Raw genomic sequence first — 26,888 nt, forward strand, 5'->3', positions numbered from 1 at the left:
GCCGGTCCGTGCGCGGCGGGTCCGCGCGGAAGCCGGCGGAGGGGCTGTGACGTCGCATTCCGTCACCCTAAGGGCCCCCTGAGGGACCCCCAGCGGCGGGCCGCTGCGGGCCCGGGGTCTCAGCGGGCCGCCGGGGCTCTCAGCGGGTCGTCAGCGAGGTGAGCGGGAGCGGGGTGAAGCGGATGGTCTCGTATGCGGTGGCCCGCCCCGTCTCGTAGAGGATCCCGACGTGCTCGCCGTCCAGTTGTACGAGGTCGGAGTAGGCGGCCTTGGCGTCGGAGAGCCGGTGGCCGGCCGACCATGTAGCGCCGCCGTCCGCACTCGCGCGGACGGTCATCGACGCCCGGTCGCCGGGGTCGGCGGGCGCGGCCATCAGCAACGGGGCGCCGGCCCCGGCGCCGACGGTCTGGAGGAGGCTGCCCTGCACGGCCGGCGCGGTGATCGAGGCGACCGCGTCGAAGGGGGCGGCGAGCGTCGCGCCGCCGTCCCGGCTCCAGGCGTGCACCCGGTTGCCCGGGGCGCTGCCCTTCTGGTCGCGGGCGTTGAAGTAGACGGTCCCGTCGGGGAGTTGGGCGACGGCTGTCTCGTTGACATGGTGCGTGCCGTCACCCGCCGGATCGACGTAGCCGATCCGCCAGGTCTCGCCGCCGTCGTCGCTGAGCAGGGAGTGTCCGGCGTAGTGGCGGGGCTCCGCCCCGGTGTCCGTGCTGCCGTCCGCCGGGGCCACGGAGTGGTTCGCGCCGACGACGAGGCGCCCCGTGTGCGGGCCGGCGGTCAGCTCGACGCCGTGGCCGGGGCCGGTGGCGTACCAACGCCAGTCGGTCCGTTTGACCTGCGCGGTGATCTCACGCGGCGCGGACCAGGTGGTCCCCGCGTCGGTGCTGGACTGGACGAACACCCGTCGCCCGTCCCGCTCGGCGACCCGCCCCGTCATGATCGCGGACTCCGTGGCATCGCCGCCGTTGCGCGACGTCAGCAGCACCAGCCGGCCGTCGTCCCCGACGGCCACGGGCGCGGGGTTGCCGAGGGTGTCCGGCCCGGCGTCGGCGACCGGCCGTAGCTCGGACCAGGTGCACCCGCCGTCGTACGACCGCCGCCGTACCACGTCCACATCCCCGTGATCCGCCTTCCCGAGCCGCCGCCCCTCGGCGAACGCGACCAGTACCGCCCGCCCGGTGCCCGGCTCCTTCACCGCCACGACGGCCGGGATCCGGAAGGTGTCGTAGCCGTCCTGCCCGGACACGAACACATCGACGGCGCCGCACTCCCCCGCCGCCCCCGCCTTCGCGCCCGCGCCGGACGCCGGTCCCGGTCCCGTTCCTGACTCCATCTGACACCCCACCATCAGCATGCCGAGCCCCACGACGGCCAACCGCCCGGCCCAGCCCACCACACGACGTCTCATCACTCCCATCCCAACCCGCCGGGCCCTTCACCGCCGAGAACGCCACAGGTCCGCCAGGTGAACAGCACACGTCGCCGCGGCTCGGGCCTAGGATCGGCGGATGCCGAAGCAAGCGTCGACCACCGCCCGTCACGTGCTGCGACGGGCCCGCATGGTGGTCGCCGTGCTCGTCAGTTGCTGTGCGCTCGTCGGAGCCGTACGGCTGGTGGTGCCCGCCACCGGCGGGACCGGCGGTGAGCCCGTCGGGGTGCGTGGTCAACTGGCCTTCATACGCGAGGCGTTGGACGACGGCGCCGGGGACGAGGCCCAACAGCAGTTCCCCGAGGGGTACTTCTTCCTGCACGCCCTGTACGGGCTGAGCTGGGTCGAGTGGGGGATGCGGGAGCCCGAGGGCGCGGCGCGGGCCGAGGCGCTGCGGGAGGCGCGGTGGGCGCTGGGGCGGCTGGACACCGATGCCGGGCGGGCCGCGTTCAGTGCCGAACTGACGCCGTCGTACGGGGTCTTCTACCGCGGCTGGACCAACTGGCTGCGCGGCGGCACCCTGATGCTGAGCCCGGCGGACGAGCGCGACGACGCGCAGGTGCGCCGGTTCGCCGCGGACTCCGCCGCCCTCGGCGCGGCGTTCGACGCCGCCGACTCGCCGTATCTGACGGCCTATCCGGGTCAGGCGTGGCCCGTCGACTCGACCGTCGCCGTGGCCTCGCTGCGGCTGCACGACACGCTGCTGCCCGCCCGGTTCGGCGGCACCGTGGAGCGGTGGCTCGACGGGGTGCGGCAGCGTCTCGACCCCCGTACGGGACTGCTGCCGCACCGCGTCACCCCCGACACCGGCGAACCGGTCGAGGTGGCCAGGGGTACCTCGCAGAGCATCATCCAGCGATTCCTGGTCGACATCGACCCGGTTTTCGCCCGTGCGCAGTACACGGTCTTCCGTGACCGCTACGTCGTCACCCCGCTCGGTCTCGGGCCCACGACCCGCGAGTACCCCGAGGGGATGGACGGCCCCGCCGACGTCGACTCCGGGCCGCTCCCCCTCGGCGTCAGTCTGTCGGCGACGGTCGTCACACTCGGCGCGGCGCAGGTCCAGGGCGACGCCTCGCTGGCCGAAGGGATCGCGGCCTACGGGGAGTTGCTCGGCGTACCGGTCAGCACCCCGTGGACCAAGCGGTACGCCTTCGGTCTCGTCCCGATCGGCGACGCGTTCGTGGCGTGGTCGAAGACGGCACGGCCGTGGGTCGCCGAGCCTCGGGACCCGCCGCCCGCACACCTCTCCGCCTGGTGGCGTCTGCCCCTCCTGTCCCTGCTGTTCCTCGTCGGTGCCGCGCCGTGGCTGCCGGCGCTGCTCCGGCGCCGGCGACGAGGACAGGGGCGGGGACAGGGACAGGGGCCGGGCCCGGCGGCCCCCGCCGCGTCAGCGCTCGGCGAAGACCGGTTCCCAGCGGCCCGGTGAGTAGTCCTTGGGCGTACGGGCTCCGCTCAGCGAGACCACCTTGTCGCTGCCGATCGTGATCAGCACCAGCCGGTTCTCGAACTCGTTGCCGCCCGCCGCGATGTCCCACGCGATCAGCCGCTCGTCGTCCGCCCAGACGAGCAGTTCCTGGCCCTTGAGTTTGGCCACCCGCTCGCCGGTCAGAGGGTCGAGGACCTGCGTCGCCGTCGTACGCGCTCCGCCCGCGAAGGGGCCCGCGACGAGTTCGCCGTTCGGGGAGAGGCCCGCCGGGGCCATCATCAGGTCGACATGCTTCTCCTTCGGCGGCGCCGTGACCTCCTTGCCACGCAGATCGCGGAAGATCCGGCCGGGCGCCATGTTGATGAACTCGTAGACCAGCGTGCCGTCGTCGTTGAACCGCAGCTTCTCGCCGGAGCCGAAGCCCCTGCCGTACTCCGGATCCGTGAACGCGGGCAGCGCGTGCCAGTCCGACTCCCCCGTCCCGACGTCGACGATCGCGAAGCCGGTGCGGCAGGCGACGGCCTGGGGCTCCTCGGTGTCGTTGACCTGGACCCTCTCCGACCAGTAGGTACGGTCCGGGTTCTTGTCGTACGTCGTGGCGATCAGCCTCTTCCCGTCGGGCGAGAACTCGACGGCGCCCACGCCCCCGCCCAGTCCCTCCATCGGGATCCAGCGCGTCACCTTCTTGGTGAGCAGGTCCAGGATCCCGATCCGCGCGGCGGGCAGTTGGCGTTCCAGGACGGCCGCCGTGCGCATGCCGGGCGCGACGGTCAGATACGCCCAGCGCGCGTCCACCTCGTATCTGCCGGTCCTCTGGTCCAGCACGGAGTAGGTGCGGGTCGCGATCTCGTCGCGGTTGGGCTGCTCGGCCTTGCGGGTGGTGGAGTACGCGGCGAGTGCCTGGTCCCCGACCGCGATCAGGTCGCGCGGCGGCGACTGGTCGACATGGGTGAGGGTCCGGCCGCGCGAGGCCTCGCTCGCCAGCCGTACCGCCGAGCCGTCCCTGTCGAGTGCGGCGGGCACGCCGACCGCGGCGGCGACCACCAGGACGGTCGTGACGGCGGCCCCGGCGAGGTGGCGTGTTCTGCGGCGGCGGCGCGCGGTCAGGACCTTCCCGGCGAGGTCGCTGGAGGCGGACTCGGTGTCGGCGGCCTGCTCGCGCAGTGTGGCGCGCAGGAGTTCCTCGACGTTCACGGTCGTACCTCCACGGGGGCGAAGTCACGGGACGGTGGCTGCTGTTGCCCCTGCCGCTCGTCGTCCGGCGGGTCGAGCAGGTCGAGTTCGGGCGCGAGGACCCGCAGACGGGCGAGTGAGCGGTGGGTGGTGGAGCGGACCGTGCCGACGGAGCAGCCGAGGAGGCGGGCGACGTCGGCCTCGGGCAGATCCTCGAAGTAGCGCAGGACGAGTACGGCGCGCTGCCGCGCGGTGAGCCGGGACAGCGCGTCGCGCATCACCAGGCGCAGCTCCGCGGCGCCGGTGCCGTCGGCCGCCGAGGTGGCCCGGGAGTCGGCGCCGGTCTCGGGCGGTTCGGCGACGGTGAGTTCCTTGCGCGGGCCCTTGAGGCGCCAGCGGCTGACCTGTTGCCGGTAGAGGATCTGCCGTACGTACGCCTCGGGTTCGTCGATCCGGTGCCAGCGGCCGGCGGCCTTCATGAGCGCGTTCTGCAACAGGTCCTCGCCCGCGTGGCGGTCGCCCCCGCTGAGCAGGACGGCGGTTCTCAGCAGCGCGGTCGATCTGTTGGTCACGAAATCCAGGAAACTCTCCTGGCTTGTGGCATCCATCGGCACCTTCTTCTCCCGGCGGGCGGCGCGGCGCGGGCCGGCCTGGCCCTGTCTACCCGTGCTGACGCGGGGGAGAGGCCCTCACTATGCCGGGTGCCGGGAATCCGCCGAAGATCTTCCCGACGTTGAACATCGTCCGTCATGGGCGTGGCCCCGTTCCTCCCGTCATGGGTGTGGCCCCGCGCGGCGTCCTCCGCGCGGGGCCACGGTCATGGGCGGCCTGCCGGGCTGTCGGTCAGGGGGTGACGCGCAGCGCGTCCACCATCCCCACCGACGTGCTGCGGTTCACGATCCTGATCGTGTGCGAACCGCGCGTGAGCCCCTGTTTCTGCCAGACGACCTGCTGGACCTGTCTCGCGCCGTCGGCCTTCAGATTCACCGTCGCCTGGAAGACGTTGTCCAGATAGACGTCGACGGTCCCCATGTCGCCGTTGCGTTCGGACAGATACTGGATCCCGGTGCCGTTGAACGTGTACGACGCGACCGCGTCCACCGTGTTGCTGTGGTGCGTGTCGTCGTTGAAGTCGCCGTAGCCGCGGCTGTTGGTGAGGTGCCAGTTGCTGTCGTACGTCAGCGCCGTGTTGTTGACCATCGGGTCGGCCGTCGCGTTCGACCCCAGGGTGGAGCTGGTGCCGGCCAGGGACTTCATGCCCTGGTTCGCCGTGCCGGTGAGCTGCGTCTGGGTGTAGGAGCTGAGCGGCTTGGCGGTCCGCTCGACGACGTACACCTCGTTCGCCCCGGTGTTGAAGGTGATCTCGGCGCTGCCGGACGTGGTCACGATCGCGTTGTCGGAGGTCCGGCGGACCCTGACCTCCTGGGTGCCCCAGGGATTGACGACGCGGGCGGCGTTGCCGAACTGGCTCTTGATTCCGACGTACTTGACCTCACCGGCCTCCCGCTCCGAGCTGACCATGAATCCGCCCTTGGCCAGCAGGCTGAATTTGCCGACAAAGGTGGAATCGCTCGGGACGGCGGGAAAGACCCGGATCTTGTCGTTGTACGACTGGAGCAGCGACTCGTTCGTCGCGGCCAGATGTACGCCGAGGTATTCGAAGACGCCGTTGGTGTTGCTGGTCATGCCGTTCGGATAGTTCTGGTATTTCTGAAGCATGGTCTTCAGACCCTGGAGCGTCTGATTGCCGAGGCCGAGGCGGGCGGCCTGGATCGCGTCGTTGGCCCAGACATTTCCGTACGGGAAAGGCCTGACGTTCCAGGTGTTGATCGCTTTCTGCTGGTCCGGATAGCCGATGCCGGTGAGGTCGTACGGCCAGATGAGTTCGGCCGCGACATTCTCGTTGTTCCGGGTCTGCGCGATCGGCGGGGTGTGCGGCAGATAGGTGTTCGCGTTCGTGTCGGACGGATACGCGATCAGGTTGTCCAGGATGTTCTGCCACTGCGGGCGCAGCGAGGCGTCCAGGCCCAGTTGGTTGCTCGCCTTGATGGCGAGCGGGAACAGGGTGCGTACGGCGGCCAGGTCGGTGATCGCGTTCGGCACGTTCCAGTACGTCTCGTGGGCATGCGAGGTGGCCACGTAGTACTTGCCGGTCGAGCTGTTGAACGACAGTTTCTGCTGGTAGAACTTGGCGACCTCGCGCATGAACGGATAGGCCGTGTTCCGCAGGTAGTTGGTGTCGTTCGTGTACGTGTACTGGAGATACATGTTGTACGCGGCCTCGGTGCCGGTCGACCAGATCTGGTTGGTGTAGTCGCTGTTGACCGTGCCGCGCGCGTTGCCGTCCCAGCCCATCGTCTCCGGCACCCAGATGCCGTCCACGTTGTAGCGGGTCCTGGTGTAGGCCTTCAGGGCGTCGAAGTTACGGCTGTAGAGCCTGTTGAACCCGGCCATGAGATCGGTGTGGTTGGAGGCCAGGAACGAGTTGTAGATGTCGCGCTGGTTCCAGTACCAGTACGCGTTGCTCCATTTCGTGGCGTCCCCGGTGGCGCGGAACACCCCGTTGATGAAGTGGGCGGGATAGTTGCCGTATCCGGCCGCCGCGATCATGTAGGTGGAGAGGTAGTAGACGTTCTCCATGTAGTCCGCTTCGCGCGACCCGTTGGAGTACTGGACGAACGACTTCTGCCAGAACGCGTGCCACCAGTTGAGGTACGCGGTGTTGGTGCTCTGGTATCCGGCGGACTTGACCTCGGCGAGCGCGCGCTTGGCCTCGGCGACCGAGTTGTGGCTCGGCGCGTTGAGCCGGGTGCTCGCGGTGAACCAGATGGTGTAGCTGGAGTCCGGGGTGATCGACAGCCGCACCTTGCGCCCGTCGACGACACGTGTGGTGTACGCGGCGCCCTCGACGGTCGCGCCGAGGGTGTAGCCGAAGTTCTGCGGGTCCGACTGGCCCCGGCTGAGTCCGGCGCCGGTGGAGTCGGCGTACGTGGACACCGTCCGCCAGGTCTCGATGTTCGGCACGTCACCGCTGTTGCCGAGCCCCGCGACGTCCCACAGGCTCAGATCCAGATTGACCGCGGAGACCCCGGAGCGGGTGTCCTCCACATGGATGCCCATGACCTCGGAGTTGGGCTTGCCCATCACCGTGACGGTGCGGTTGTTGTCGTACTTGGTGGTGAGGGTGCCGTCGTAGAGGTTGAGCCGCTGCTGGAAGGTGGAGTAGCCGCTGTCCATCGCCGGGGTGGTGGAGAGGTTGAGCAGCCCGGCGCCGAAGGCGGTCTGCTGCGAGGTGTCCACGCCGGACACCTGCATGGTGAGGCCGTTGCTCTGCCAGGCCATGGCGCCGGTGCGGCCGTTGCCGACCGTGAGGCCGTGCTTGGGCTCGGTGGTGGGGCGGTTGTAGACGATGTCGTGCTTGGACAGATACTTCGCGTAGTCCACGTTCAGCGCGCCGGTCGAGGAGTTGAAGGCGTGGTCGGTGGGCGAGGCCACGGCCGGTGACACGCCGGAGACGCCCGACAGGCCGGTCACCATGCAGACGAGGACGAGGAACGCGCCGAGGAGGCGCGCGGTACGTGTCCTCGTACCGGTGGTCCTTCTTGCTGACGATCTCGCGGTGGTCACTGCGCATCACTCCCACGGCCGGTCACGGTGGCGGGGCGGCTGATGCCGGGCCCGGTGAAGGTGTAGCTGTCGAGGTCGAGAATGGCGCCGGAGCCGCCGGTGAAGACCACGAAGAGATCGCGCGGCTGCTCCACGGCGTTCGTGACGGGCACGCTGACCTCGGTGTACGTCTCCCAGCCACCGGTGTTGGGCACGGTCACCCGTGCGACCACCGGGCCGGTGACGGAGTCGTAGCGGAAGGTCGCCACGTTCCCCGCCTTGTCGGAGGAGACGCGCGCCTTGATGCCGGTGACGCCCTTGAGGCTCACCGGGTGGTACTTGACCCATTCGTTGTTCTGCACGTCGCCCAGGCGTTTGCCGCCCTCCGCCCCGGCGGCGGTGATGATCTGGGGGCCGGACAGCTGCGCGTAGTGCTCGGCCTGCCACTTCTTGGGCCAGAGGCTGAGTTCCCTCTCGCCCGTCAGCGGTACGGTGCCGGGCGCGCCCTTGTCGGTGTAGCTGGCCCGCACCACGTAGAACTGGGTGGCGTCGAGACCGGAGTGGATCGGTCCGGTGTTGAAGGTCGTGGAACAGCCGGTGCCTTCGGCGACCTCGTGCGCGTGTTCCTGGTGGCCCAGGGCGATCCGCACGATCACCTTCGAGCAGTCGATCGGGCCGTCCTGGGGGTCGGTCGCCGACGCGGTGACGGTGACGTTCTCGTTCCACTCGAAGGCGCCGCCCGCCGGTGGCTGCGAGATCGTCAGCGTGGGGCGGTTGTTGCCGACGACGACCGGGATCGTGGCGGTGCCGGTGCGTCCGGTGCCGTCGCTGACCGTGAGTCTGGCCTGGAAGCTGCCGTTGGCGGGATAGGTGAAGGACGGGTTGGCGGCGGTGGAGTCGGTGCTGCCGTTGTCGGTGAAGTCCCAGGCGTAGCTGAGCGGGTTGTTGTCCGGGTCGCTGCTGCCGGCGCTGGAGAAGGTGACGGCCAGCGGCGCGAGTCCGTTGTCCTTGTTCACCGACGCCTTGGCGACGGGCGACCGGCCGCCCTGCACATAGTTGATCTTGTAGAGTCCCGCGTCCTCGGCGCCGGAGAAGTAGCCGCTGCCGTATTCGAGGAGATAGAGCGAGCCGTCGGGACCGAACTCCAGGTCGATCGGGTGGACGAACTTCATGCCGTCCAGGACGGGTTCGATCTCCGTCGGCGTACCGGTGGCGGCGTTGCCGTTGTTGAACTGCACTTCCTTGATCCAGTTGCGGCAGTACTCGGAGATCAGCAGCTTGTTGTCGTAGTACTGGGGCCACTTGACGTCGGAGTTGAGATTGGCGTCGTAGTGGTAGACCTCGGTGTGGTTGGGCGAACCGCAGCCGCCGGGGGTGTCCAGCTGCGGCCACTCCTTGCTGCCGCCGTGCTGCTCCCACACCAACGACGGCTTGGTGGGCGGCAGTTGCTGGATGCCCGTGTTGCGCGGGGAGTTGTTGACGGGGCCGGTGCTCCCGCCGCAGGGGAACCAGCCGCGCGGCTGGTTGGCGGCGAAGTCCCAGTCGTTGTAAGCGGTGTTGGGGCCGCCGCAGTACGGCCAGCCGTAGTTGCCCGGGCCGCTGGCGCGGTTGAACTCGTCGTACGCGGCGGGTCCCCGCGCCGGGATGGTGGCGCCGGCGTCCGGGCCGACCTCGCCCCAGTACAGGGTGTTGTTGGCCTTCTTGTCGACCCAGACGCGGTACGGGTTGCGCACGCCCATCACATAGACCTCGGGGCGGGTGCCCGCGGTGCCCTTGGCGAAGAGATTGCCGTCCGGGACGGTGTACGTGCCGTTGTCCTCCGGGTGGATACGGTTGATCTTGCCGCGCAGATCGTTCGCGTTGCCCGAGGTGCGCTGGGCGTCGAACTGCGCGTGCCGGGACGGGCGTTCGTCGATCGGGGCCATGCCCTGCGCGTCGCCGCCGGAGTTGGTGTTGTCGCCGACCGCGAAGTAGAGGTTGCCCGCCGTGTCCCAGGACATGGAACCGGCCGAGTGGCAGCACATCTCACGCTCGGTCGGCCACTCGATGATCATGTCCTCGCTGGACGGGGCGATGGTGTTGGTGCTCTGGCTGAAGGTGAACCGGGAGATCCGGTTCACCAGCGGGGTGCTCTTGGGCGAGTAGAAGAGCATCACCCAGCCGGTGGTGGCGAACTTGGGATGCAGGGTGATGCCGATCAGCCCGTCCTCAAAGCGGGCGTCCAGCGGGATGGTCAGCGCGACCGTCGTGGACTTGGTGGCCGGGTTGTAGAGACGGACCTGACCACCGGCGGCGCTGGTGCCGCGGTTGATGTAGAGGACCTTGCCGTCGGGCAGTACGGCCAGCTCGATCGGCTCGCCCATGCTCAGACCGCCGTCGAGCTTGACCTTCTCGAAGCCGCTGGTGGGTGGCGGGGCGGCGGCCTTCGGGGCCGCGGTCTGCCGGTCGGGCGGACCGGCGGCGACGGCGCCGGGCGCGAGCAGGAGGGCGGACAGGGTTAACAGTGCGGTGAGACAGGCGACGGCGCGCGACAACACGGAACCTCCAGGGGGCCGATCGCGGGTGTGGGGGCGCCCCGACGGCCCGGCGCGCGGCGAAGGGCCGCGTACCAGGTCGTCCGGACGGTCGTGCTGCTGACTGGTGGTGCCACTGACCGGTGTTGATGCTGACCGGTGGTGCTACTGACCGGGTGCTGCTGACCGGGTGCTACTGGCCGGTGGTGCCGAACACGTTCAGGTCCCAGAGGGAGTAGCCGTACTGCGTGGCGCGCGTGGTGCCCTGCACCCGTACGTACCGTCCGGTGCCGCTCACGGCGATCTCGTCGAGACCTCCGTCGCCCGCCGTGACGGTGCTGACGGTGCGCCAGGTGGCGTTGTCCGCCGACACCTGGACCGTGTACGCCCTGGCGTGCGCGGTCTCCCAGTTGAGCCGGACCCGCTGGAGCGTGCGGACGGCGCCCAGGTCGACGGTGATCGCCTGCGGGTCGGCGTACGCGCTGCCCCAGCGGGTCGCGGAGTCGCCGTCCACCGCGTTGGCGCCCACATGGGTGCTGCCGGGCTCGACGCTGGTGACCGTGACGGGCCTGCCGCGGGCGAGATCGGTGGTCCCCGCGCCGTCCTGCTTGATGCGGACGTTGCGGTAGTTGATGTCCAGACCGGCGCCGTCGTTCTGGAGACCGATGTGGCCGAGCGCGATGTCACGGGTGCTGGTGTAGTCGTTGATCTTCACGCCGTTGAGCCAGATCTCGACACGCTTGCCGTGCACGGCGATCTCGTAACTGTTCCAGGTCCCGGGCGGGTTGAGCGCGGCGGCGCGGGCCGCCGTGTCCGGGGCCCGGAAGCTGTAGACGCTCCCGGTGGTACGGGTCGGGTCGCCGTCGGAGGCGTCGATCTGGATCTCGTGGCCGAGGTCGACCGGCTTCCACGGGTCGCCCTGGGGGTCGGGGAAGCCGATGAAGACGCCGCCGTTGTCGTCGCCGGGCATCATCCAGTCGGCCTTGAGCGAGTAGTCGGCGAACGGTGTCACCGGGTACCAGAGCAGGCCCATGCCGCCGACCGAGGAGAGCGTGCCGTCGGCGAGGCTGAAACTTCCGGCGCCGGCCTGCCGCCACTTGTCGAGGCTGGCCCGGCTGCCGTCGAACAGCGGTGTGTAGCCGGTCTCCGGGCGGCAGTCGGCGACCTTGGCGCGCGCCGCCGTCTGGATGCCGCCGAGCAGCATGGTGGTGAAGGCCGGGTCGGCGTACGACTCCTCGGTGTGACCGAGGCCGGTGTACCAGGACCGGCCGCCCCGGTAGTCCTGGCACCAGGTGATCGGATGATCGCCCATGGCGCCGCCGCTGTACGACGACTCGTCCAGGCTCGCGAGGACCTTGACCGCCGAGCGCGGGTTGGCGCGGTAGTCGTACCACTCGTCGGTGCGGGTCCAGCGCTGCGGCAGATGCGAGGTGGAGGGGGACGCGCGGTCCTCGACCTGGACGGTGCCCTGCTGGGTGGCGGGGTGGGAGGCGAAGTACGCCCCGACGAGGCCGCCGTACCAGGGCCAGTCGTACTCGGTGTCGGCGGCGGCGTGCACGCCGACGTACCCGCCGCCGTTCGCGACGTACGACTCGAAGGCGCTCTGCTGCGCGGCGTTGAGGACGTCTCCGGTGGTGGAGAGCCAGATCACCGCCTGGTACTGCGCGAGATTGCCGGCCGTGAACGCCCCGGCGTCCTCCGTGGCGGTGACGGTGAATCCGTTCGCGGCGCCGAGCCGTTGGACGGCGGCGATGCCGGCCGGGATCGCCGAGTGCCGGAATCCGGCGGTCTTGGAGAAGACCAGGACCTTGGTCAGCGGCGCGGCGGCGGGGGCCTGGGCAGGGGCAGGGGCCTGAGTCTGGGCCTGCGCGGGTGGTGCCTGCGGTACGGCGACGAGCGACATGGCCGCCAGGACGAGCGCGATCAGGGCACGGGACAACACAGTGCGCACTAGCCGGTCCTCTCTCGGGGCGCCCGGGGGCGCTGGCTGAGCGAAGCGGTGACGGGTGGGCCACGACTGAGCTACGACGAGGCGGCGGCGTCGTCAGGCGTAGTGAACATCGGAGGTATAGGGGGGTCAAGAGTCGGCGCTGAACTATCCAAAGATTAGTTTTCCTCCATGACAAAATGTCCCCCTTGACCTCTCCCCCCGGTACCGAGAGCACTCAACAGGGATGCGGGGAGCGCGAATCGGCCACCTCGATAGATCGGATCTCCGGCCGGACCGGGGGCTGCGCCCGTTCGGCCGAGGTCGCGGACCGGTGGTCGAACATCGGCCCCGCGAGAGACATGATGGACATTCCGCCATCGGCCACCGACCACACCGGAGGGAGCGCCGTCCGTGACTCAGGACATCGACACGGCGACCGCGCACGCCTGGAGCGCCCTCGGGGGCGACCCGAGAGCGGCGGAGCTGGTGACGTACGTACCCGCTCCCGGCGTACTGCCGTCGCGGCTGCCCGTACGGCAGTTGGCGCGGGCGAGCGTGGGGGTGTGTTCCCTGGCCGCCGCCGAGCTGGCGGCACGGCGCTCCGGGTCCCGGACACCGGCGGTGCGGGTGCACGAGGCGGCCGTCGGGGCGGCGTTCGTCAGCGAGCGGCAGCTGCGGATCGACGGACGGGCCTGGTCGCCGTTCGCCCCGCTGTCCTCGTTCTGGCCCACGGCCGACGGCTGGGTGCGGACACACGCCAACTACCCGCACCACCGGGCCCGGTTGCTGTCCGCGCTGGGCGTCCCGGACGACGGGGACGACGACGCGCTTCGTGAACGGCTGGCAAGGGAGCTGCGGGAACGGCCCGCCCGGTGGGTGCAGGAGACGGTGTACGCGGCGGGCGGCCTGGCGGTGGCCGTGGCCGGACCCGGTCCGGAAAGGTGGCCGCTGGTCGAGAGCCGGCGGGTGGCGGGCGGTGCGGGCGCTCCGGCCGGGCGTCGCCTGCCGGAGGGCGACCCGTCGTCGCCGGCGCAGGGGATGCGGGTCCTCGATCTGACGCGCGTCATCGCGGGCCCGGTGGCCACCCGCACGCTCGGGCTGCTGGGCGCCGACGTGCTGCGCGTCGACCCGCCCCTGCTGCCCGAGGACCCGAAGGCGCACGCCGACACCGGCTTCGGCAAGCGCTCCACCCGGCTGGACCTCGGCGACCCGGCCGGTCTGGCGGTGTTCGAGGACCTTCTCGACTCGGCCGACGTCGTCGTTCTGGGCTACCGCGCCGACTCGCTGGACCGGTACGGCCTCGATCCGGACACCCTGTCGGCGCGGCGTCCCGGACTGATCGTGGCCCGGCTCGACGCCTGGGGCTGGACGGGGCCGTGGCGGGAGCGGCGCGGGTTCGACTCCCTGGTGCAGGCGGCGAAGGGGATCGCCCTCGTCGAGCGGGGAGCGGACGGCCGGCCCGGTGTACTGCCCGCGCAGGCGCTGGACCACAGCACCGGTTATCTCCTCGCCGCCGCGATCCTGCGCGCGCTCACCGAGCGCCGGGGCGACGGGGCGGGCCGGCATCTGCGGCTCTCGCTCGCGGGGACCGCGTCGTGGCTGACGCGTGACATCCGGCCGGAGCCCGGGACGGAAGGTGGCGGGGAGACCGATCCCGAGGTGTGGACGGCCGAGACGTCCTCGCCTTACGGCCGGCTGCGGTATGTCCGGTCGCCGGTCGACTACGAGGGCGGGCCGGGCGATTGGGCCGGTCCGCCGTCGATGTGGGGCACGGATCCGGCACGGTGGCTCTGACCCGCGGCAGGACCGCTCACACCAGAAGCCAGCTGATCAGCGTCAGCGACACCATCGAGCAGAGCGTGGAGAGAATGACGGTGTCCCTGGCGAGGTCGGTGTCGAGTCGGTACTCGGAGGCGAAGATGAACGCGTTCTGCGCCGTCGGCAGTCCCGCGCAGACCACGACGGCGAACAGGGTGTGGCCGGTCAGCCCGAACAGCCAGTGGCCGATCGCGTAGGCGAGCAGCGGCTGGGCCACGATCTTCAGGGCGACGAGCAGACCGCGTTCGGCGCGTCCGGAGGAGTCCGGCCGGACGCGGGTGTTGAGGGACATGCCCAGCGCGAAGAGGGCGGCGGGGACGGCGGCGTCGCCGAGGAGTTGGAGAGGGGCGGTCGCCTCGGCGGGGAGGCGCCAGCCGAGCGCCGACACGGCCACTCCGGCGAGCGAGGCCGCGATGATCGGGTTGCGGAAGGGCAGTTGGAGCATCCGCGCGGCGCGCCCGCGCCTGTCGCGCCGTACGTCCAGATCGATGAGGACGAGCACCACCGGCGCGATGAACAGCATCTGGAAGAGGGCGACGGTGATGACGAAGGAGGTGTCGCCCAGGACGTGTACGGCGACGGGGATCCCGAGGTTGGCGGAGTTGACGTAGCCCGCCGCCATCGCGCCGATGGCCTGTTCTGCCTGGCCGCGCCGGTACACCCAGCGGCTGATCAGCAGTCCCGCGGCGAAGACGGCGATCAGGCTGAGGGCGAAGACGAGGACGCCGACGTTCAGCAGGGCGGTCACATCCGCGCCCGCCATCGCCAGGAACAGCAGGGCCGGCATGGCGAAGGTGAAGGCGAAGCGCCCGAGGACGTGCTGGGCCTGCCCGCCGAGGACGTCCTGACGTGCGGCCACCCAGCCGAGGCCGGTGATCACCCAGATGGGCAGGAAGCCGAAGAGGACGGCGTTCATCCTCTCCGCCGCCCGGATCCGGCCGCCGACGGCCGCCGTATGTGTATGTGCCCGGCTTCAGAAGAGGTCACCGGCCTCAGCATGCCGGACGCGAGGCGCGGCCGGGCACCCGCCCCCGCCGGCCGGTCATCCGCCGGATCGCGGGTCCGCCGAGCGCCGAAGCCGGAAACCCCCGTACGGGGCCGGTGCGTCGTCCACCGGCCCCGTGCGGAGGTTCCGTGCTGTTTCGGCCGCGCCCGTCAGCGGCCGTAGCGGATCAGGGCACGCACCATGCGGCACGTCGTGTCCGACGGCGGACGGATGCCGATCGACGCGGCCGTCGAACGTATCCGCCGGTTGTTCGCGTTCGCCGGGTGGTAGACGCCCGAGTCGAGCAGGGCGATGGCGAGGCGCATGGCCTTCAGACGGCGGTTGTGGGTCTCGTACCACTCGCGGGGCTGTCCCGCGGGAAGTGGCTTGCGCTGCACGGATCGGGTGGCTGGCGGTGTGATGTCGAAGAGCTTCGTCGTGATTGTGGCAACGGCCATCGGCGACCTCCCGGCACGGTGGTGGAACCCTCACGAACACTTACAATTCTACCGCCCCCCACTGACAATCGCCCCTGGCCAGACGGTGTTTGAGGGCGACTTCGCGGCCTTCGCCGCGATATTCGGCGGCGCACCCGGAGCCGCTCCTGTATCGTCCGGCGGACCACGTCACACAGGGAGGTGAGCCCGATGCGCGACACCCGAACTCTCCGGGCCCTCCTGGCCCTCGCGGCCGTCTGAGCCGCGCGCCCAGGAGCAGTCCGGACACGGACAGATTCTCCTGAGCGAAGGAAGACATGACAGCCGAGCAGTTCCGGATCTCCGTATCCGACGACGTACTCCACGACCTGCGTGAGCGACTGAACCGCACCCTCTTCACCACGGCATCCGACAGCACCTTCTGGGCGGCGGGGGTCGACCCCGGCCGTCTGCGTGAGCTGGTCGCCCACTGGGCGGACGGGTTCGACTGGCGGCGGGCTGAGGCCGCCCTCAACGCGTATCCGCACCGTATCGCCGAAGTGGCGGGCCGGCCGGTGCACTTCGTGCACATCCGGGGCACACGGGCCGAGGGCGCGCCCGCGCCCCTGCCCCTGATCATGACGCACGGCTGGCCGAGCAGCTTCGTCGAGATGCTGAAGGCCGCCGAGCGGCTGGCCGATCCGGCCGCGTACGGCGGTGATCCGGCCGACGCCTTCGACGTGGTCGTCCCGTCACTGCCCGGTTTCCTCTACTCGGCGCTGCCCGACGGGCCGTTCACCCGCCGACGCGTCGCCGAGATCTGGCACGAGCTGATGACCGGCACCCTCGGATACGAGAGGTACGGCGCCTTCGGCGGGGACATCGGGGGCGGGGTCACGCAGTGGCTCGGCGCCCTGTACCCCGGCCATGTCGCCGGGATCCACGTCACCTCCGCCGTGATCCCGTCCGACTTCGGGGACCGGCCGGCGACGCCCGAGGAGCAGGCGTACCTCGAAGCCCTCAGCGCCTACGACATCGGTGACCAGGGCTACAGCGAGATCATGTGGACCAGGCCCGACACGATCGCCGCGGCGCTCATGGACTCCCCCGCCGGGCTTCTCGCCTGGATCATCGACAAATACCGGGACTGGAGCGACTGCGGCGGCGATCTGGAGAGCCGCTGGGACAAGGACACGCTGCTGACGATCGCGACGCTGTACTGGGCGACGGGCAGCATCGGCTCGTCCTTCCGGCAGTACTACGACTACCCGCTCAACAAGCCGGTGCCGACGATCCATGTGCCGGCGGCCGTGACCCTGAGCCGCGAACCGGCGCTGGCGGGACTGCCCCGCAGCCTCGCCGAACGGCTCTGCGCCGATCTGCGGCACTGGAGCACGCCGGGGCGCGGCGGGCACTTCATGGCGCACGAGGAGCCGGAGCAGGTGGTGGACGAACTGCGGGCGTTCTTCGGGCCGTTGAGGACCACGGGCTGATGTAGCGGGAAACGGGGGGGCGGTCGGTCCGTGGTGCGGAAGTCGCCGCCGGGGCTCTTGAGCGGTACGGGCTCCGCGCTCGTACGTAACGGCACACGGAACCCAGTCGGCCGCCCCCCGCGGCCGGGAACAGGAGCCCCCACGTGTCGCGGAAGAAGTCCGTCAGCCGGAAGAAGAAGATCGCCCTGCTCGTCGGCGCGGTCGCGTTGGTGGGCGGCACCGCCGTGGCGATGACCGGCACCAGTCAGGCCTCGGTGGAGTGCGACGGGCTGACCACCGCTCTCGCCGGCAATCAGCGCTTCATCGACGACCAGCGGGCCGCTCCGGACGCCCTGTCCGAGGCGCGGATCAAGAACCGGCAGGACGTGATCGAGGAGATCAGGCGGAAGCAGGCGGCGTCCGGGTGCGAGGTGGGCGCGAGTGACACCGGCGCCGCGCCCCCGGCCCAGGCGGCGCCGCCTGCCGCCGGTGCTGGAAACGAGGCCGGGGACGCGGGCTCGGGTCAGGGCTCGGGCGCGGGCGCGGGTGAGGGCAACGGCACAGGCCAGGTCGGCGAGGTCGTCTGCGCCGGATCGACCGTCACCCTGTCCGGTGAGGCCGGCGCCCCGGCCGCGTCGAGCAACGAGTTCCCCGTCGGCACCACACTCAAGGTGACGAACCTCGACAACGACAAGTCGACCACCGTGCGGGTCACCGCGCCGTCGGGCAGCTGCGCGCTGCTCAACGACGCGGCGTTCGAACAGGTCCGTGAGCCGGGCAAGTTCCTCATCCGCAACGCCCGGATCGAGCGCGTGGGCTGACCCGGGCCGCCCGGCCGCCCCGGTCAGGGGCGGCCGAGCTGCCCCTCCGCCTCCGCGAGGATCTCCGTCAGCCGCAGGCCGAACCGCACGTCGCACGCGTGCGGCCGGCCCGTCCGCGCCGCCGTGAGCAGCGCGTCGATCGCCAGGCCGAAGGTGTCCGCCGGGTCGCCCCACTGCTCGGGAAGCACCACCGTCCCGTGCTCGCCCCGCAGTTCGAAGCCGGCGCCCGCGCCGTTCACGGGCGCGCTCAGGCTCAGCACCGCCGAACTCGTCACGCCCGACGTGTGGGTGAGCACCAGATGCGTGAGGTCGGGCTCGGTCCGTACGGCCGTCACGGCTGTCACATCGCCCAGTACGGGCAGCAGCGCGGAGAGCGCGTGCGGGCCCACGTCCCACAGGCCGCCCTTCTCGCGGCGCCAGGGCGAGTCCGCGTAGGGGCTGTTCTCGCTGCCCACCCCGTACAGCGCGCCGAGCCAGTGGGCGCGCGCGGTGAACCAGCCGCCGAGCGCCGCCTGTTCCTCGACCCACTCCGCCGTCCCGGCGGCGAACCGCAGCGTGCAGAAGACCAGCGAGGCGACACCGGCCCGCTCGGCGGCGTCCGCCACGGCGCGCGCGCCCGGCACGGTCGTCGCGACCGGTTTGTCCATCAGGAGATGGCAGCCGGCCGCCGCCGCGCGGGCGGCGAGCGGCGCCTGGATGTCGGGCGGCAGGGCGAAGGCGACGGCGTCGCTCACGGCGAGCAGCGCGTCGAGCCCGTCCAGCCCGCCCGCACCGGCGCCGCCCTCACCCCCGCCCGCGTACGCCGTGGTGTCGTGGGCGGCGGCGAGCGCGGCGGCGGCCTCGGGGCGCCGCCCCCAGACACCGCTGAACGAGACGTCCGGGTGGGCCGCGATGGCGGGGGCGTGGGTGCGTTCGGCCCAGGGGCCGGTGCCGAGGAGTGCGATGCGTAGCTGGCTCATATGGATCAGTGTGCCGTCAGCACCCCGCCCCGGCCCAGGGAGGCCCGGGAATTGGGTGGCGCCGTACGGGACCCCCGGTGCTACGTTTCAGGGGCCGGCCGCGGGCCTCCGGTGCGACTTCCGGGACTTGCCTCTGAAGCGACAATTTCGCTGTTCGCGCCCCCATGCCCCGGCCGGCTTCAGCATGTCCGGGGACAGGGGGAAGCATGACGCACACCGCCGCCGATCTGATCGCGGCCGAGGACGTGCTGCTGTTCGTCAACGCCGCCGTCACATCCACGGGACAGCGCGAGTTCCGCTCCCGGGCGTCCTCGCAGCGGCTGTCGCTCGACTTCCTCCATGAGTACGTACGGGTCAACTACCGCACCGTGTACGCCGCTTCGCTCGCGCTCGACATCAACGACCACAACGCGGCCCGGGTCGTGGAGCAGTTGCTGCGTACGGCGGGCGAGGCGGGCGGGGAGCAGAAGCGGACCGAGGGCCGGCTGATCGCCGCCCGGCTGGCGCTGCTGCCGCCGCAGCGCGTCTACCGGCTGTTCCGCGCGCTGCGCGCCGCGAGGGTCGGCAACCGCCGTACCCGCGCGATCCTGCGCGACTGGCTGGCGGCGCGGCCGGATCTGGGGCACGACGCGGTGAAGTACCGCGCGGGGCTGAAGACCGCGGCGCGCCACCTCCATCTGCCGCTGCGGACGACGGACGAGAACCCCGCCGTCGAGGGCGAGTTGGGCGACTTTCTCTTCGAGCCTGGCGTGCGCCCGCGCTACGAGCATCCGTTGCTCGACGCGTACCGTCGCGCGCACTACGAGCAGGGCGCGATCTACGAGCTGCCCTTCACCGTCGCCGAGGGGTTCGCGGCCAAGCACGGCGTGCGGCGCGAGGCGTTCGTGGAGCGGATCGCACCCCGGATGACACGGCTGGAGCGACTGCGTACGCAGCGTGCGGCGGGCGCGGACGTGGCGGGCGCCGCCGTGCGGACGGATCTCTCGGTCATGCCGCTGACCAGGCTCGCGCTGTACACCCTGGCGCTGACGGTCGACGAGCGGGTGCGCCGGCGTGCGGAGCTGACGGGCGCGCTGCGCTCGGCGGCGCGCCGGGCGGCGGGGCCGTACGCCGGGACATGGGGGCGCGTCGCCGCCGTACTGGACGACAGCTACTCCGCGTCGGGCTCCGGCGTGAAGCGCCGCCGTCCGCTCGCCGTCGCGCTCGGCGGTCACTTCCTGCTGGAGGCGCTGGCGGCGCCGGGGGCGTACGGCGCGTGGTGGACGTCGGGCCGTACGGATCCGCTGCTGGTACGGCCGTACGGACCCACGCCGCTGGGCATGCGCGTCATCGACGCGCTGGAGTACGCCCCCGAGCGTCTGGTCGTCGTCTCGGACGGCTGGGACAACGCGCCTCCGGGGCTGGCGGGCGAGGTGCTGCGGGTGTGGCGTACGCGGCTGGACCGGGAGCGTCGTACGACGGTCACGCATCTGAATCCGGTCTACGACGCGGACGGCTTCGACGTGCGCCGGCTGGCGGCGGGTGTGCCGACGGCGGGGATCCGGGACGCGGAGGATCTGCCGGCGCTGGTGGAGATCGCGCAGTTCGCCGAGGGCCGGACGGGCCTGGCCGAGCTACAGGCGTATCTGGACCGGCGGATCGAGAGCTTTCTGCGTACCTACGACAGGGGCGGGGCGACATGACGGGGCTGGACTTCACCGGGCTGACCGCCCGCCCGGCGCAGGTGTGGGGCGGTGTCCGGCTCGTGCCGCTGGTGCGTGCGGAGCCGGTGCCGGGGCTGCGGCTGCACCGGGAGGTGTACGACCGCTTCGGCGAGGTCCTGGTGTCGCCGGGCGTCAGCTATGTGTCGTACATCCCGCACGGGCTCGTCGCCGACTGGTCCGGCGAGCGGCCGGCCGACCGGCCGGCCACCCAGTCGGCGGCGTACGGCACGCAGTTGGACACCGCGCGGCCCACGGCCATGACCGTCGAACGGCACCACCGCATGGTCAAGCGCCGCCCGTCGAAGGGGAAGAAGGGGCAGCCGGCCGGCGCCGTGGCGCGCTGCCGGTTCCTGCCGCTGCACCTGGCCATGGAGGGCTATCTGGCGCTGCACTTCGGCGGGCCGACGATCGCCTGGCAGGAGTGGTCGCGGGAGGCGGTGCGGCAGGGGCTCTCGCCGCGTTCGGAGGCCGCCTATCTGGGGCTGGACGTGCCCGGACTGGCCGACGCGCTGCGGGTCTTCGAGATCCATCCCGACCAGTGCGGGGTGATGGTGTACGTCGCGGACGCGCTCGCCGCGGCGTTCGTGGTGCCGCACCCCGACGACTACCGCTCTCTGCACCCGACGCTGCTCCAGGACATGTACGGGGAGCTGATCCACCAGTACGGCTACTTCGGCGGCCCCGTACCGGACTTCGAGGCGCGCCTCGGGGACGGGCGGCACATCGCGACCCTCGCGGAGCTGCGGGCCGCCGCGCGGGAGCAGGAGCGGGCGTGGAGCGAGTCGCACGACACGGTCATGGCGCGTGAACTGCTCGGCACGTCGTACTCGTTCGAGCGGGTGCGCCGTATGGCGTCGTTCGACATGTACCGCTTCCTGCCGCCGTTCCGCGTCGATTCCGACGGGCAGCACATCGGTGAGCTGATCACCGACCACAAGGGGCGCACCGCGTATCTGAAGACGTTCCGGCTGGCCCCGGCGCAGATCAGACGGGGGCATCTGCTGAACAGTCTCGCCGACAACGACTGGCATCTGCCGCGTACGGCGGAGCGGTTGGGCACCACGCCCGAGGAGATCGTGCGCCGGGTGCGCGCGGCGGGCTTCGGCTCGCTGCTGCGCTGACGGGGCACGGCTTCGGCGGCGTTGCCGGCGTTGCCGGCGTTGTCGGCGTTGTCGGTGGCCTGTGCCAGAGTGCTGCCCATGCTGGCCATCAGGGTGAAGACGGAGAACTGGCAGGAATACGAGCGGATCTCGGCGGACCGCCTCGGTGAGCTGATCGCGCGGATAGGGGGTGTCGACGATCAGTTCGTGACGGTGGACCGGATCCCCGACCGGCCGAACGTGTTCATCCAGGTCGCGCGGGACAGCGCCGAGAGTTACACGCTGGAGCACCGGGACGGCTCGGCCGGCGCCATGTTCGGCACGGAGCTGCCGGACGCGGCGTCGGTGACCCGGATCATGGTGGCGTGGGCCCGCCAGGAGGACGGCTGGGACGCGGGCGTGGACTGGGAGCGGGTGGAGCTGCCGCCGGTCGAGCCGGTGCCCGAGCTGGACGAGAAGACGCGGGAGGAGATCGAGGAGTATGTCCGGGGGCTGATCAGGCGCGGCTACGACGGACGGGCGCAGCTCGCCGAGGACGCCGAGGAGTGGCTGGTGGACGGGGACGAGCGACCGGTCTCGGCCGCGCAGGCGCGGGGAATCGTGGACCGGCTGTGGCTGGAGCGCGTCGAGGAGCAGACCGGGTGGGAGGGCGAGACCGACCCGGAGCGGATCACGGCGGTGTTCGCCGGGCTGGACGAGCGGGGCATCGTGGCCCGGGAGAATTTCACCTGCTGCCGGAGCTGCGGGCTGGCCGAGATAGGCGCGGAGCGTGCGGAGAGCGACACCCGGGAGGTGCGGGGCTTCGTCTTCTTCCACCGGCAGTGCACGGAGGCGGCGGCGGCCGGGGCCGGGCTGTCGCTCTACTACGGAGGGTTCGACGGCTCGGAGGGGACCACGGCGGCGGTGGGCAGGGAGGTCACGGCGGCCCTGTCGTCGGCGGGGCTGCCGGTGAAGTGGGACGGTTCGCCGGGGTCGGCGATCGAGGTCACGGAGCTGGACTGGCGCAAGCGGCTGGGCTGAGCCGCGAGGCGGGGCGGTACCGGGGCCGGACCGGCGGCGCCGGGCTTTCGTGAACGGGTTGTCGATCCCATGAACGGCCCATGAAATCACCAAGGGATCCTTTTCACGTATCGCCCTTTGAAAGGCACTGCTGCTACGGCCCCGTATCTGCTTCAATGAGGCCATGGCCAGCCTTCAGCACGACGCGTCGGGTCGCATCGACCTTGAGCCGTTCTGGCCGTCCCGGCAGCACCACGACTTCGACCGGGTGTGTTGCCGCGCGAGGAACGCGCCGGCCCTCTAAAGCCTCTCCCCAGGCCTTCGGCCGTCGCGAATGACGTACGTCCCGTCCTGTCGACTCGACGACATCCTTCGCGCGAAAGAGCTGACCCCTCATGGCGAACTCCCGTCCTTTCTCCTCCGTCACCGCGGCCACCGCCGCCGCGACATCGACCACGGCCACCGCGACCGCCTCCGGCCGGCACCGACTGCGAGCCGTCGACCGTGACGAGGTCGTGCCCCTCGTGGCGCCCGACGCGGCCGGCCGGCTGGTGGACTTCCTGCCGCCCGGCTCCACCTGGCTGCCGGCCCCGGCGCACACCCTGCCGACACTGCCGGGCCGGCCGCCGATGGTCGGCTACCTCGTCCTCGTACCGGCCGACCAGCACCCGGCCCCCGACGCCGACTCCCGTACCGACGAGGGACCGGTGCGGATCGACTCCGTCAAGCGGACCGTCGAGGTGGACGGCCGCCCGCTGGATCTGACGTATCTCGAATTCGAGCTGCTCGCGCATCTCGTGGCGCACCCCCACCGGGTGCACACCCGCGACCAGTTGGTCACCACCGTCTGGGGTTACGGGCATGTGGGCGACGGCCGGACCGTGGATGTGCATGTGGCCAGGCTGCGCCGGAAGCTGGGCGCCGAGCACCGGCAGACGATCCGGACGATCCGGCGGGTCGGTTACAAGTACGTCCCGTAGGTCCGGCCTCCGGACCATGACACGGGTGAGGCCCCCGCCGGGCGGACCGGCGGGGGCCTCGTACGTCTGCCGGGGTGGCCGCTACGTCGTCGCGCGGGCGCGCGCCACGGCGCCCAGCACCACGTCCAGGACCAGGAACGCCACCAGCGTGACACCGAGCAGCGGGACGAACCAGCCGACCAGCGCCGCCGCCGCGATCAGCGGCAGCAGCACGGGCAGCGGCACCTTGCGCCACGTACCGCGTGCCATCGGTCTGCCCACGCCCAGCTTCCGGTCCTGGGTGGGCCTGCGCTGCCACCACATGCGGTAGCCCCACACGATGATCAGGATCAGCGAGAGGGCGAGGGCGGCGAGCAGCAGCTGGTTGACGAGGCCGAACGTGAGACCCATGTGGGCGTCGATGCCGATCCGGGTGAGCTGGGCCAGCAACGGGTAGTCGCCGAAGCGCAGTTCGTCGAGGATGAGTCCGGTGCCGGGGTCGACGGCGACCGAGTCCAGCCGGACCGGGAAGGTGTTGTCCCGCTGCGCGACGACGTACGCCGTACCGTCGGCGGGCGGCTTCACGACCACCGGTCCGTCGAGTCCGGCCTGGCGCGCGGCGGTCAGGGCGTTGTCGATGCCGATGTCCATGCCCTCGTGGTCACCGCCCGGCCCGCTGTCGCCGCCGTGGCCCTCGTGCCCTTCGTGGCCCCCGGCACCGGCCGCGGCGCCGTCGCCGCCCTTCAGGGTGGCCGAGACGACGGGCGTGGCGCCGCCCAACTGGTCCTGTACGGCGCCGATGTTGGCGCCCGCGTACGTCGACCAGGTCAGTCCGGTCGCGGACAGCAGCACGAACCCGGTAGCCGCCCAGAGGCCGAGCGAGCCGTGCCGGGAGAGCGTTCTGCGGCGTCCGGTGGCGCCGGACTCGGGCCGCAGCAGGGCCCGCTTGGAGGTCCTTCTGCGGCCGATCCACAGCAGCAGCCCGCCGAGCGCGACGACCCACAGCCAGCTGGCGGCCAGCTCGCTGTAGATACGGCCGGGTTCGCCGAGGTGGAGGTGGCGGTGGAGTTCGGAGAGCCAGGTGCGCAGCGGGAGGGCGCCGGAGGTGCCGTAGCTGTCGAGTTCGCCGCGTATCTGGGCGGTGTGCGGATCGACGAACACGGCCAGCGACTTGCTCTCCTCGCTGTCCGGCATCGTCATCAGGACCCGGGTGGACTCCTCGTCGTCGGACGAGGGCCAGACGGCGGTGACCTTGCCGTCGGGGTGCTCGGCGCGTGCCGCCTCGACCTGGTCGGTGAGCATGGCCGTACGGTCGCTGTCCGGGGAGCGCAGCTCCTGGCGGTAGACGATCTTCTCCGCCTGGTACGAGAGCGAGTAGAGCAGCCCCGTGGTGGCGGCGATCAGCAGGAGCGGGGCGATGAGCAGACCGGCGTAGAAGTGCAGCCGCAGGACGAGCGGTCGCACCGCGCCCCAGGTGCTGGTGGGGTCGGCGGCGACGGGCGGCTTCTTGTCGCCCTTCTTCTTCTCGCCCTGCTTCTTCTCGCCCGCTTTCTTCGGTGCTGCCTCGGTACGTGGGGAGTCGGCGCCCTGTACGGGGTCGTCAATGGCCATGACTGTCCTAGGAGTTGGCGTGGCACGGGGAAGTGGACCCCCGGGCCCCGCCCAGGTCAGACCATGGCGGCGGCGGCCCCGGAGGCCGTCGTACGGATCGGGAGCGCGCGGTGTACGGGCGGGCCGCGCCGGGACACGGCGTGGGCCAGCAGGGTGCCGCGCGGCCGGTGCGGCGCGCGGGTGCGGTGCCGGGGCCGTACGGGCTGCGGTACGGCGAGGGGCCGGGGCACGGCGAGCAGCAGCCCGAGCGGGGTGAAGGCGAAGGCGGCGACGGTCTCGGCGAGCCGGAAGAAGGCCGCCTCGCCCCGGGCCAGCCAGAGCGCGCAGACGGCGCCGGCGAGCAGATGGGCGGCGAGCATGCCGGGCGAGGTGTCGCCGACGGCCGTCAGCACGGCGCCGACGGTGCCTTCCGCACCCGGCCCCGGAACCGCACCCGTACCCGCGCCGGTGCTCGCGCCCGTTGTCCCGCCCTGCCCCATGCCCGCCGGCGTATGACCGTGGCCCGCCGGCGACATCGCGCCGTGCGTCCCGGCGGCCGTGAACGTCACATGCAGCGCGGCCTGCGCGGTGAGCACGGCGGGCCCGATGAACCCGATGCCCCGGCGCCGCCCGCCCGCGAGCCACGACAGCGCGGCGATCACCGCGAAAGCCAACGTAAGCACACCGAGCGGAAGTTCATGGCTGGACATGGACGAATGCCCCACCGCCGCCAAGGTCACGCACACCGCCGCGAGGACCGCGGCCCGCAAGGCGCGCATCGGCGACCGGGCATCTGTCATGGTGCGCTCATGCTGCCATCCCCGCGCCGTGTGCGGCAGATGGTGCGTACGGCGCTGACCTGCTATGCCCGCAGCAGAACGGATCCGGTATCCGGACAGTCGCGTGGCAGGGTTCGATTATGAGACTTCTGATTCTGGGCGGTACCGAGTTCGTGGGCCGCGCCGTGGCCGAGGCGGCGCTCGCGCGGGACTGGCAGGTGACGGTCTTCCACCGCGGCCTGCACGAGGCACCGGCGGGGGTGCGCGTCCTGCACGGCGACCGCACCACTCCGGACGGGCTGGCGGCCCTCACCGACGGGGCTCTCGCGGACCCGGTCGGGGACCGGTGGGACGTGGTGGTCGACACCTGGTCGGCCGCGCCGTCCGCCGTACTGGAGACGGCCCGGCTGCTGGCCGGCCGGGCGGAGCGGTACGCGTACGTGTCCAGCCGTTCCGTGTACGCGTATCCGACCCCCGCCGGCCTCGACGAGACCGGCCCGCTGGTGGACGGCGCGTCGGCCGACGCCGGGCGGTTGGACTACGCGCGGGACAAGCGCGGCGGCGAGCTGGCCGCCGAGGCGGTCTTCGGGGAGCGCGCGCTGCTGGTGCGCCCGGGGCTGATACTCGGCCCCTGGGAGAACGTGGGGCGGCTGCCTTGGTGGCTGGGGCGTATCGCGCGCGGCGGCCCGGTGCTCGCTCCGGGACCGGCCGACAACCCGCTCCAGTACATCGACGTACGCGATCTCGCCGAGTGGACGCTCGACGCGGCGGCGGCCGGCCTCGGGGGCGCGTACAACGTGGTGAGTCCGCCGGGTCACAGCACGATGGGCGAACTGCTGGAGGCGTGTGTCAGGACCACCGGGTCCGACGCCGAGCTGCGCTGGACGGACCCGGACGCGATCATCGCCGCCGGGGTGGAGCCGTGGACCCAGCTGCCGATCTGGCTGCCGCGCGGTGAGGTGCACGACATGATGCACGCCGGTGATGTCTCCAAGGCACTGGCGACGGGGCTGCGGTGCCGGCCGGTGGCGGAGACCGTCCGTGACACCTGGGCCTGGCTGGAGTCGGTCGGCGGCGAGGCCCCGCAGCGCCCGGACCGGCCGGAGGTCGGTCTGGCGCCGGAGGTGGAGGCGGCCCTGCTGAACTCCTAGACAGTCGCGCCGTGGCCGCTGGGAGAGCCGGGGGCGGGGGGTGCCGGGGGTGCCCGAGT

At 71.5% G+C, this 26,888-nt stretch carries 20 protein-coding genes; 9 read left to right on the top strand and 11 right to left on the bottom strand.

Translation table 11 applies throughout. From position 1 onward, the window contains the following. Positions 1-139: 139 nt before the first annotated feature. Complete coding sequence (locus ACFYNU_RS27095) at positions 140-1,405, bottom strand: sialidase family protein (protein ID WP_356594047.1); 1,266 nt, start codon at positions 1,403-1,405, stop codon at positions 140-142. Positions 1,406-1,505: 100 nt separating this feature from the next. Between ACFYNU_RS27095 and ACFYNU_RS27100 the strand changes: the two genes are divergently transcribed. Then, on the top strand, positions 1,506-2,855 hold the full coding sequence (locus ACFYNU_RS27100; protein ID WP_356594049.1) for a hypothetical protein: 1,350 nt from the start codon (positions 1,506-1,508) through the stop codon (positions 2,853-2,855). On the opposite strand, the gene ACFYNU_RS27105 is transcribed toward ACFYNU_RS27100, so the two are convergent. The 5 genes from ACFYNU_RS27105 to ACFYNU_RS27125 all read right to left on the bottom strand — a co-directional run bounded on the left by ACFYNU_RS27105 (position 2,817) and on the right by ACFYNU_RS27125 (position 12,050). Next, positions 2,817-4,049, bottom strand: coding sequence for a hypothetical protein (locus ACFYNU_RS27105; protein WP_356594051.1), 1,233 nt, complete (start codon positions 4,047-4,049; stop codon positions 2,817-2,819). The genes ACFYNU_RS27100 and ACFYNU_RS27105 overlap by 39 nt on opposite strands. Beyond that, positions 4,046-4,636: a SigE family RNA polymerase sigma factor gene (locus ACFYNU_RS27110; RefSeq protein ID WP_356594053.1), complete on the bottom strand. Its 591-nt coding sequence runs from the start codon at positions 4,634-4,636 to the stop codon at positions 4,046-4,048. Before ACFYNU_RS27110 ends, ACFYNU_RS27105 begins: the two co-directional genes overlap by 4 nt. A 235-nt stretch (positions 4,637-4,871) precedes the next feature. After that, complete coding sequence (locus tag ACFYNU_RS27115) at positions 4,872-7,655, bottom strand: glycoside hydrolase family 95-like protein (RefSeq protein ID WP_356594055.1); 2,784 nt, start codon at positions 7,653-7,655, stop codon at positions 4,872-4,874. Beyond that, positions 7,652-10,171: a PQQ-dependent sugar dehydrogenase gene (locus ACFYNU_RS27120; protein ID WP_356594057.1), complete on the bottom strand. Its 2,520-nt coding sequence runs from the start codon at positions 10,169-10,171 to the stop codon at positions 7,652-7,654. Before ACFYNU_RS27120 ends, ACFYNU_RS27115 begins: the two co-directional genes overlap by 4 nt. Before the next feature lie 169 nt (positions 10,172-10,340). After that, the gene (locus tag ACFYNU_RS27125; protein WP_356594227.1) at positions 10,341-12,050 is read right to left on the bottom strand and encodes a ThuA domain-containing protein; all 1,710 of its coding nucleotides are present in this window, start codon (positions 12,048-12,050) and stop codon (positions 10,341-10,343) included. A 438-nt stretch (positions 12,051-12,488) separates the two neighbouring features. On the opposite strand from ACFYNU_RS27125, the gene ACFYNU_RS27130 reads away from it, so the two are divergent. Continuing rightward, on the top strand, positions 12,489-13,871 hold the full coding sequence (locus tag ACFYNU_RS27130) for a CoA transferase (protein WP_356594059.1): 1,383 nt from the start codon (positions 12,489-12,491) through the stop codon (positions 13,869-13,871). Between the two features lie 16 nt (positions 13,872-13,887). Here ACFYNU_RS27130 and ACFYNU_RS27135 read toward each other — a convergent pair whose 3' ends face one another. Then, the gene (locus ACFYNU_RS27135) at positions 13,888-14,811 is read right to left on the bottom strand and encodes an AEC family transporter (RefSeq protein WP_356594061.1); all 924 of its coding nucleotides are present in this window, start codon (positions 14,809-14,811) and stop codon (positions 13,888-13,890) included. 239 nt (positions 14,812-15,050) lie between these two features. Beyond that, positions 15,051-15,338 (bottom strand): hypothetical protein, encoded by a 288-nt coding sequence (locus ACFYNU_RS27140; protein WP_356594062.1) that lies wholly within the window; start codon positions 15,336-15,338, stop codon positions 15,051-15,053. A gap of 296 nt (positions 15,339-15,634) precedes the next feature. Between ACFYNU_RS27140 and ACFYNU_RS27145 the strand changes: the two genes are divergently transcribed. Then, the gene (locus ACFYNU_RS27145) at positions 15,635-16,789 is read left to right on the top strand and encodes an epoxide hydrolase family protein (RefSeq protein WP_356594064.1); all 1,155 of its coding nucleotides are present in this window, start codon (positions 15,635-15,637) and stop codon (positions 16,787-16,789) included. Positions 16,790-16,932: 143 nt separating this feature from the next. After that, positions 16,933-17,589 carry a hypothetical protein gene (locus ACFYNU_RS27150; RefSeq protein ID WP_356594066.1) on the top strand — a complete coding sequence of 219 codons (657 nt, stop codon included), beginning with the start codon at positions 16,933-16,935 and terminating at the stop codon, positions 17,587-17,589. A gap of 23 nt (positions 17,590-17,612) precedes the next feature. Here the strand turns inward: ACFYNU_RS27150 and ACFYNU_RS27155 are convergent, their stop codons facing one another. Continuing rightward, positions 17,613-18,548 (bottom strand): Gfo/Idh/MocA family oxidoreductase, encoded by a 936-nt coding sequence (locus ACFYNU_RS27155; protein ID WP_356594068.1) that lies wholly within the window; start codon positions 18,546-18,548, stop codon positions 17,613-17,615. Positions 18,549-18,754: 206 nt separating this feature from the next. On the opposite strand from ACFYNU_RS27155, the gene ACFYNU_RS27160 reads away from it, so the two are divergent. The 4 genes from ACFYNU_RS27160 to ACFYNU_RS27175 all read left to right on the top strand — a co-directional run bounded on the left by ACFYNU_RS27160 (position 18,755) and on the right by ACFYNU_RS27175 (position 23,330). After that, entirely contained in the window at positions 18,755-20,230 is a 1,476-nt protein-coding gene (locus ACFYNU_RS27160) for a hypothetical protein (RefSeq protein ID WP_356594070.1), read from the top strand. Further along, entirely contained in the window at positions 20,227-21,372 is a 1,146-nt protein-coding gene (locus ACFYNU_RS27165) for a hypothetical protein (protein ID WP_356594072.1), read from the top strand. The genes ACFYNU_RS27160 and ACFYNU_RS27165 overlap by 4 nt, the downstream gene beginning before the upstream one ends. Before the next feature lie 78 nt (positions 21,373-21,450). Beyond that, complete coding sequence (locus ACFYNU_RS27170) at positions 21,451-22,371, top strand: DUF6891 domain-containing protein (RefSeq protein ID WP_356594074.1); 921 nt, start codon at positions 21,451-21,453, stop codon at positions 22,369-22,371. Between the two features lie 374 nt (positions 22,372-22,745). Continuing rightward, positions 22,746-23,330 carry a winged helix-turn-helix domain-containing protein gene (locus ACFYNU_RS27175; protein WP_356594076.1) on the top strand — a complete coding sequence of 195 codons (585 nt, stop codon included), beginning with the start codon at positions 22,746-22,748 and terminating at the stop codon, positions 23,328-23,330. A gap of 81 nt (positions 23,331-23,411) precedes the next feature. On the opposite strand, the gene ACFYNU_RS27180 is transcribed toward ACFYNU_RS27175, so the two are convergent. Further along, entirely contained in the window at positions 23,412-24,920 is a 1,509-nt protein-coding gene (locus ACFYNU_RS27180; RefSeq protein ID WP_356594078.1) for a PepSY domain-containing protein, read from the bottom strand. Between the two features lie 56 nt (positions 24,921-24,976). After that, complete coding sequence (locus ACFYNU_RS27185) at positions 24,977-25,699, bottom strand: hypothetical protein (protein ID WP_356594080.1); 723 nt, start codon at positions 25,697-25,699, stop codon at positions 24,977-24,979. A gap of 119 nt (positions 25,700-25,818) precedes the next feature. Here ACFYNU_RS27185 and ACFYNU_RS27190 point away from each other — a divergent pair, with 119 nt between their 5' ends. Then, positions 25,819-26,829 (top strand): NAD-dependent epimerase/dehydratase family protein, encoded by a 1,011-nt coding sequence (locus tag ACFYNU_RS27190; RefSeq protein ID WP_356594082.1) that lies wholly within the window; start codon positions 25,819-25,821, stop codon positions 26,827-26,829. Positions 26,830-26,888 lie beyond the last annotated feature (59 nt).

It is taken from the genome of Streptomyces sp. NPDC006643, assembly GCF_042870175.1.
In the GTDB taxonomy this organism is placed as follows: Bacteria; Actinomycetota; Actinomycetes; order Streptomycetales; family Streptomycetaceae; genus Streptomyces.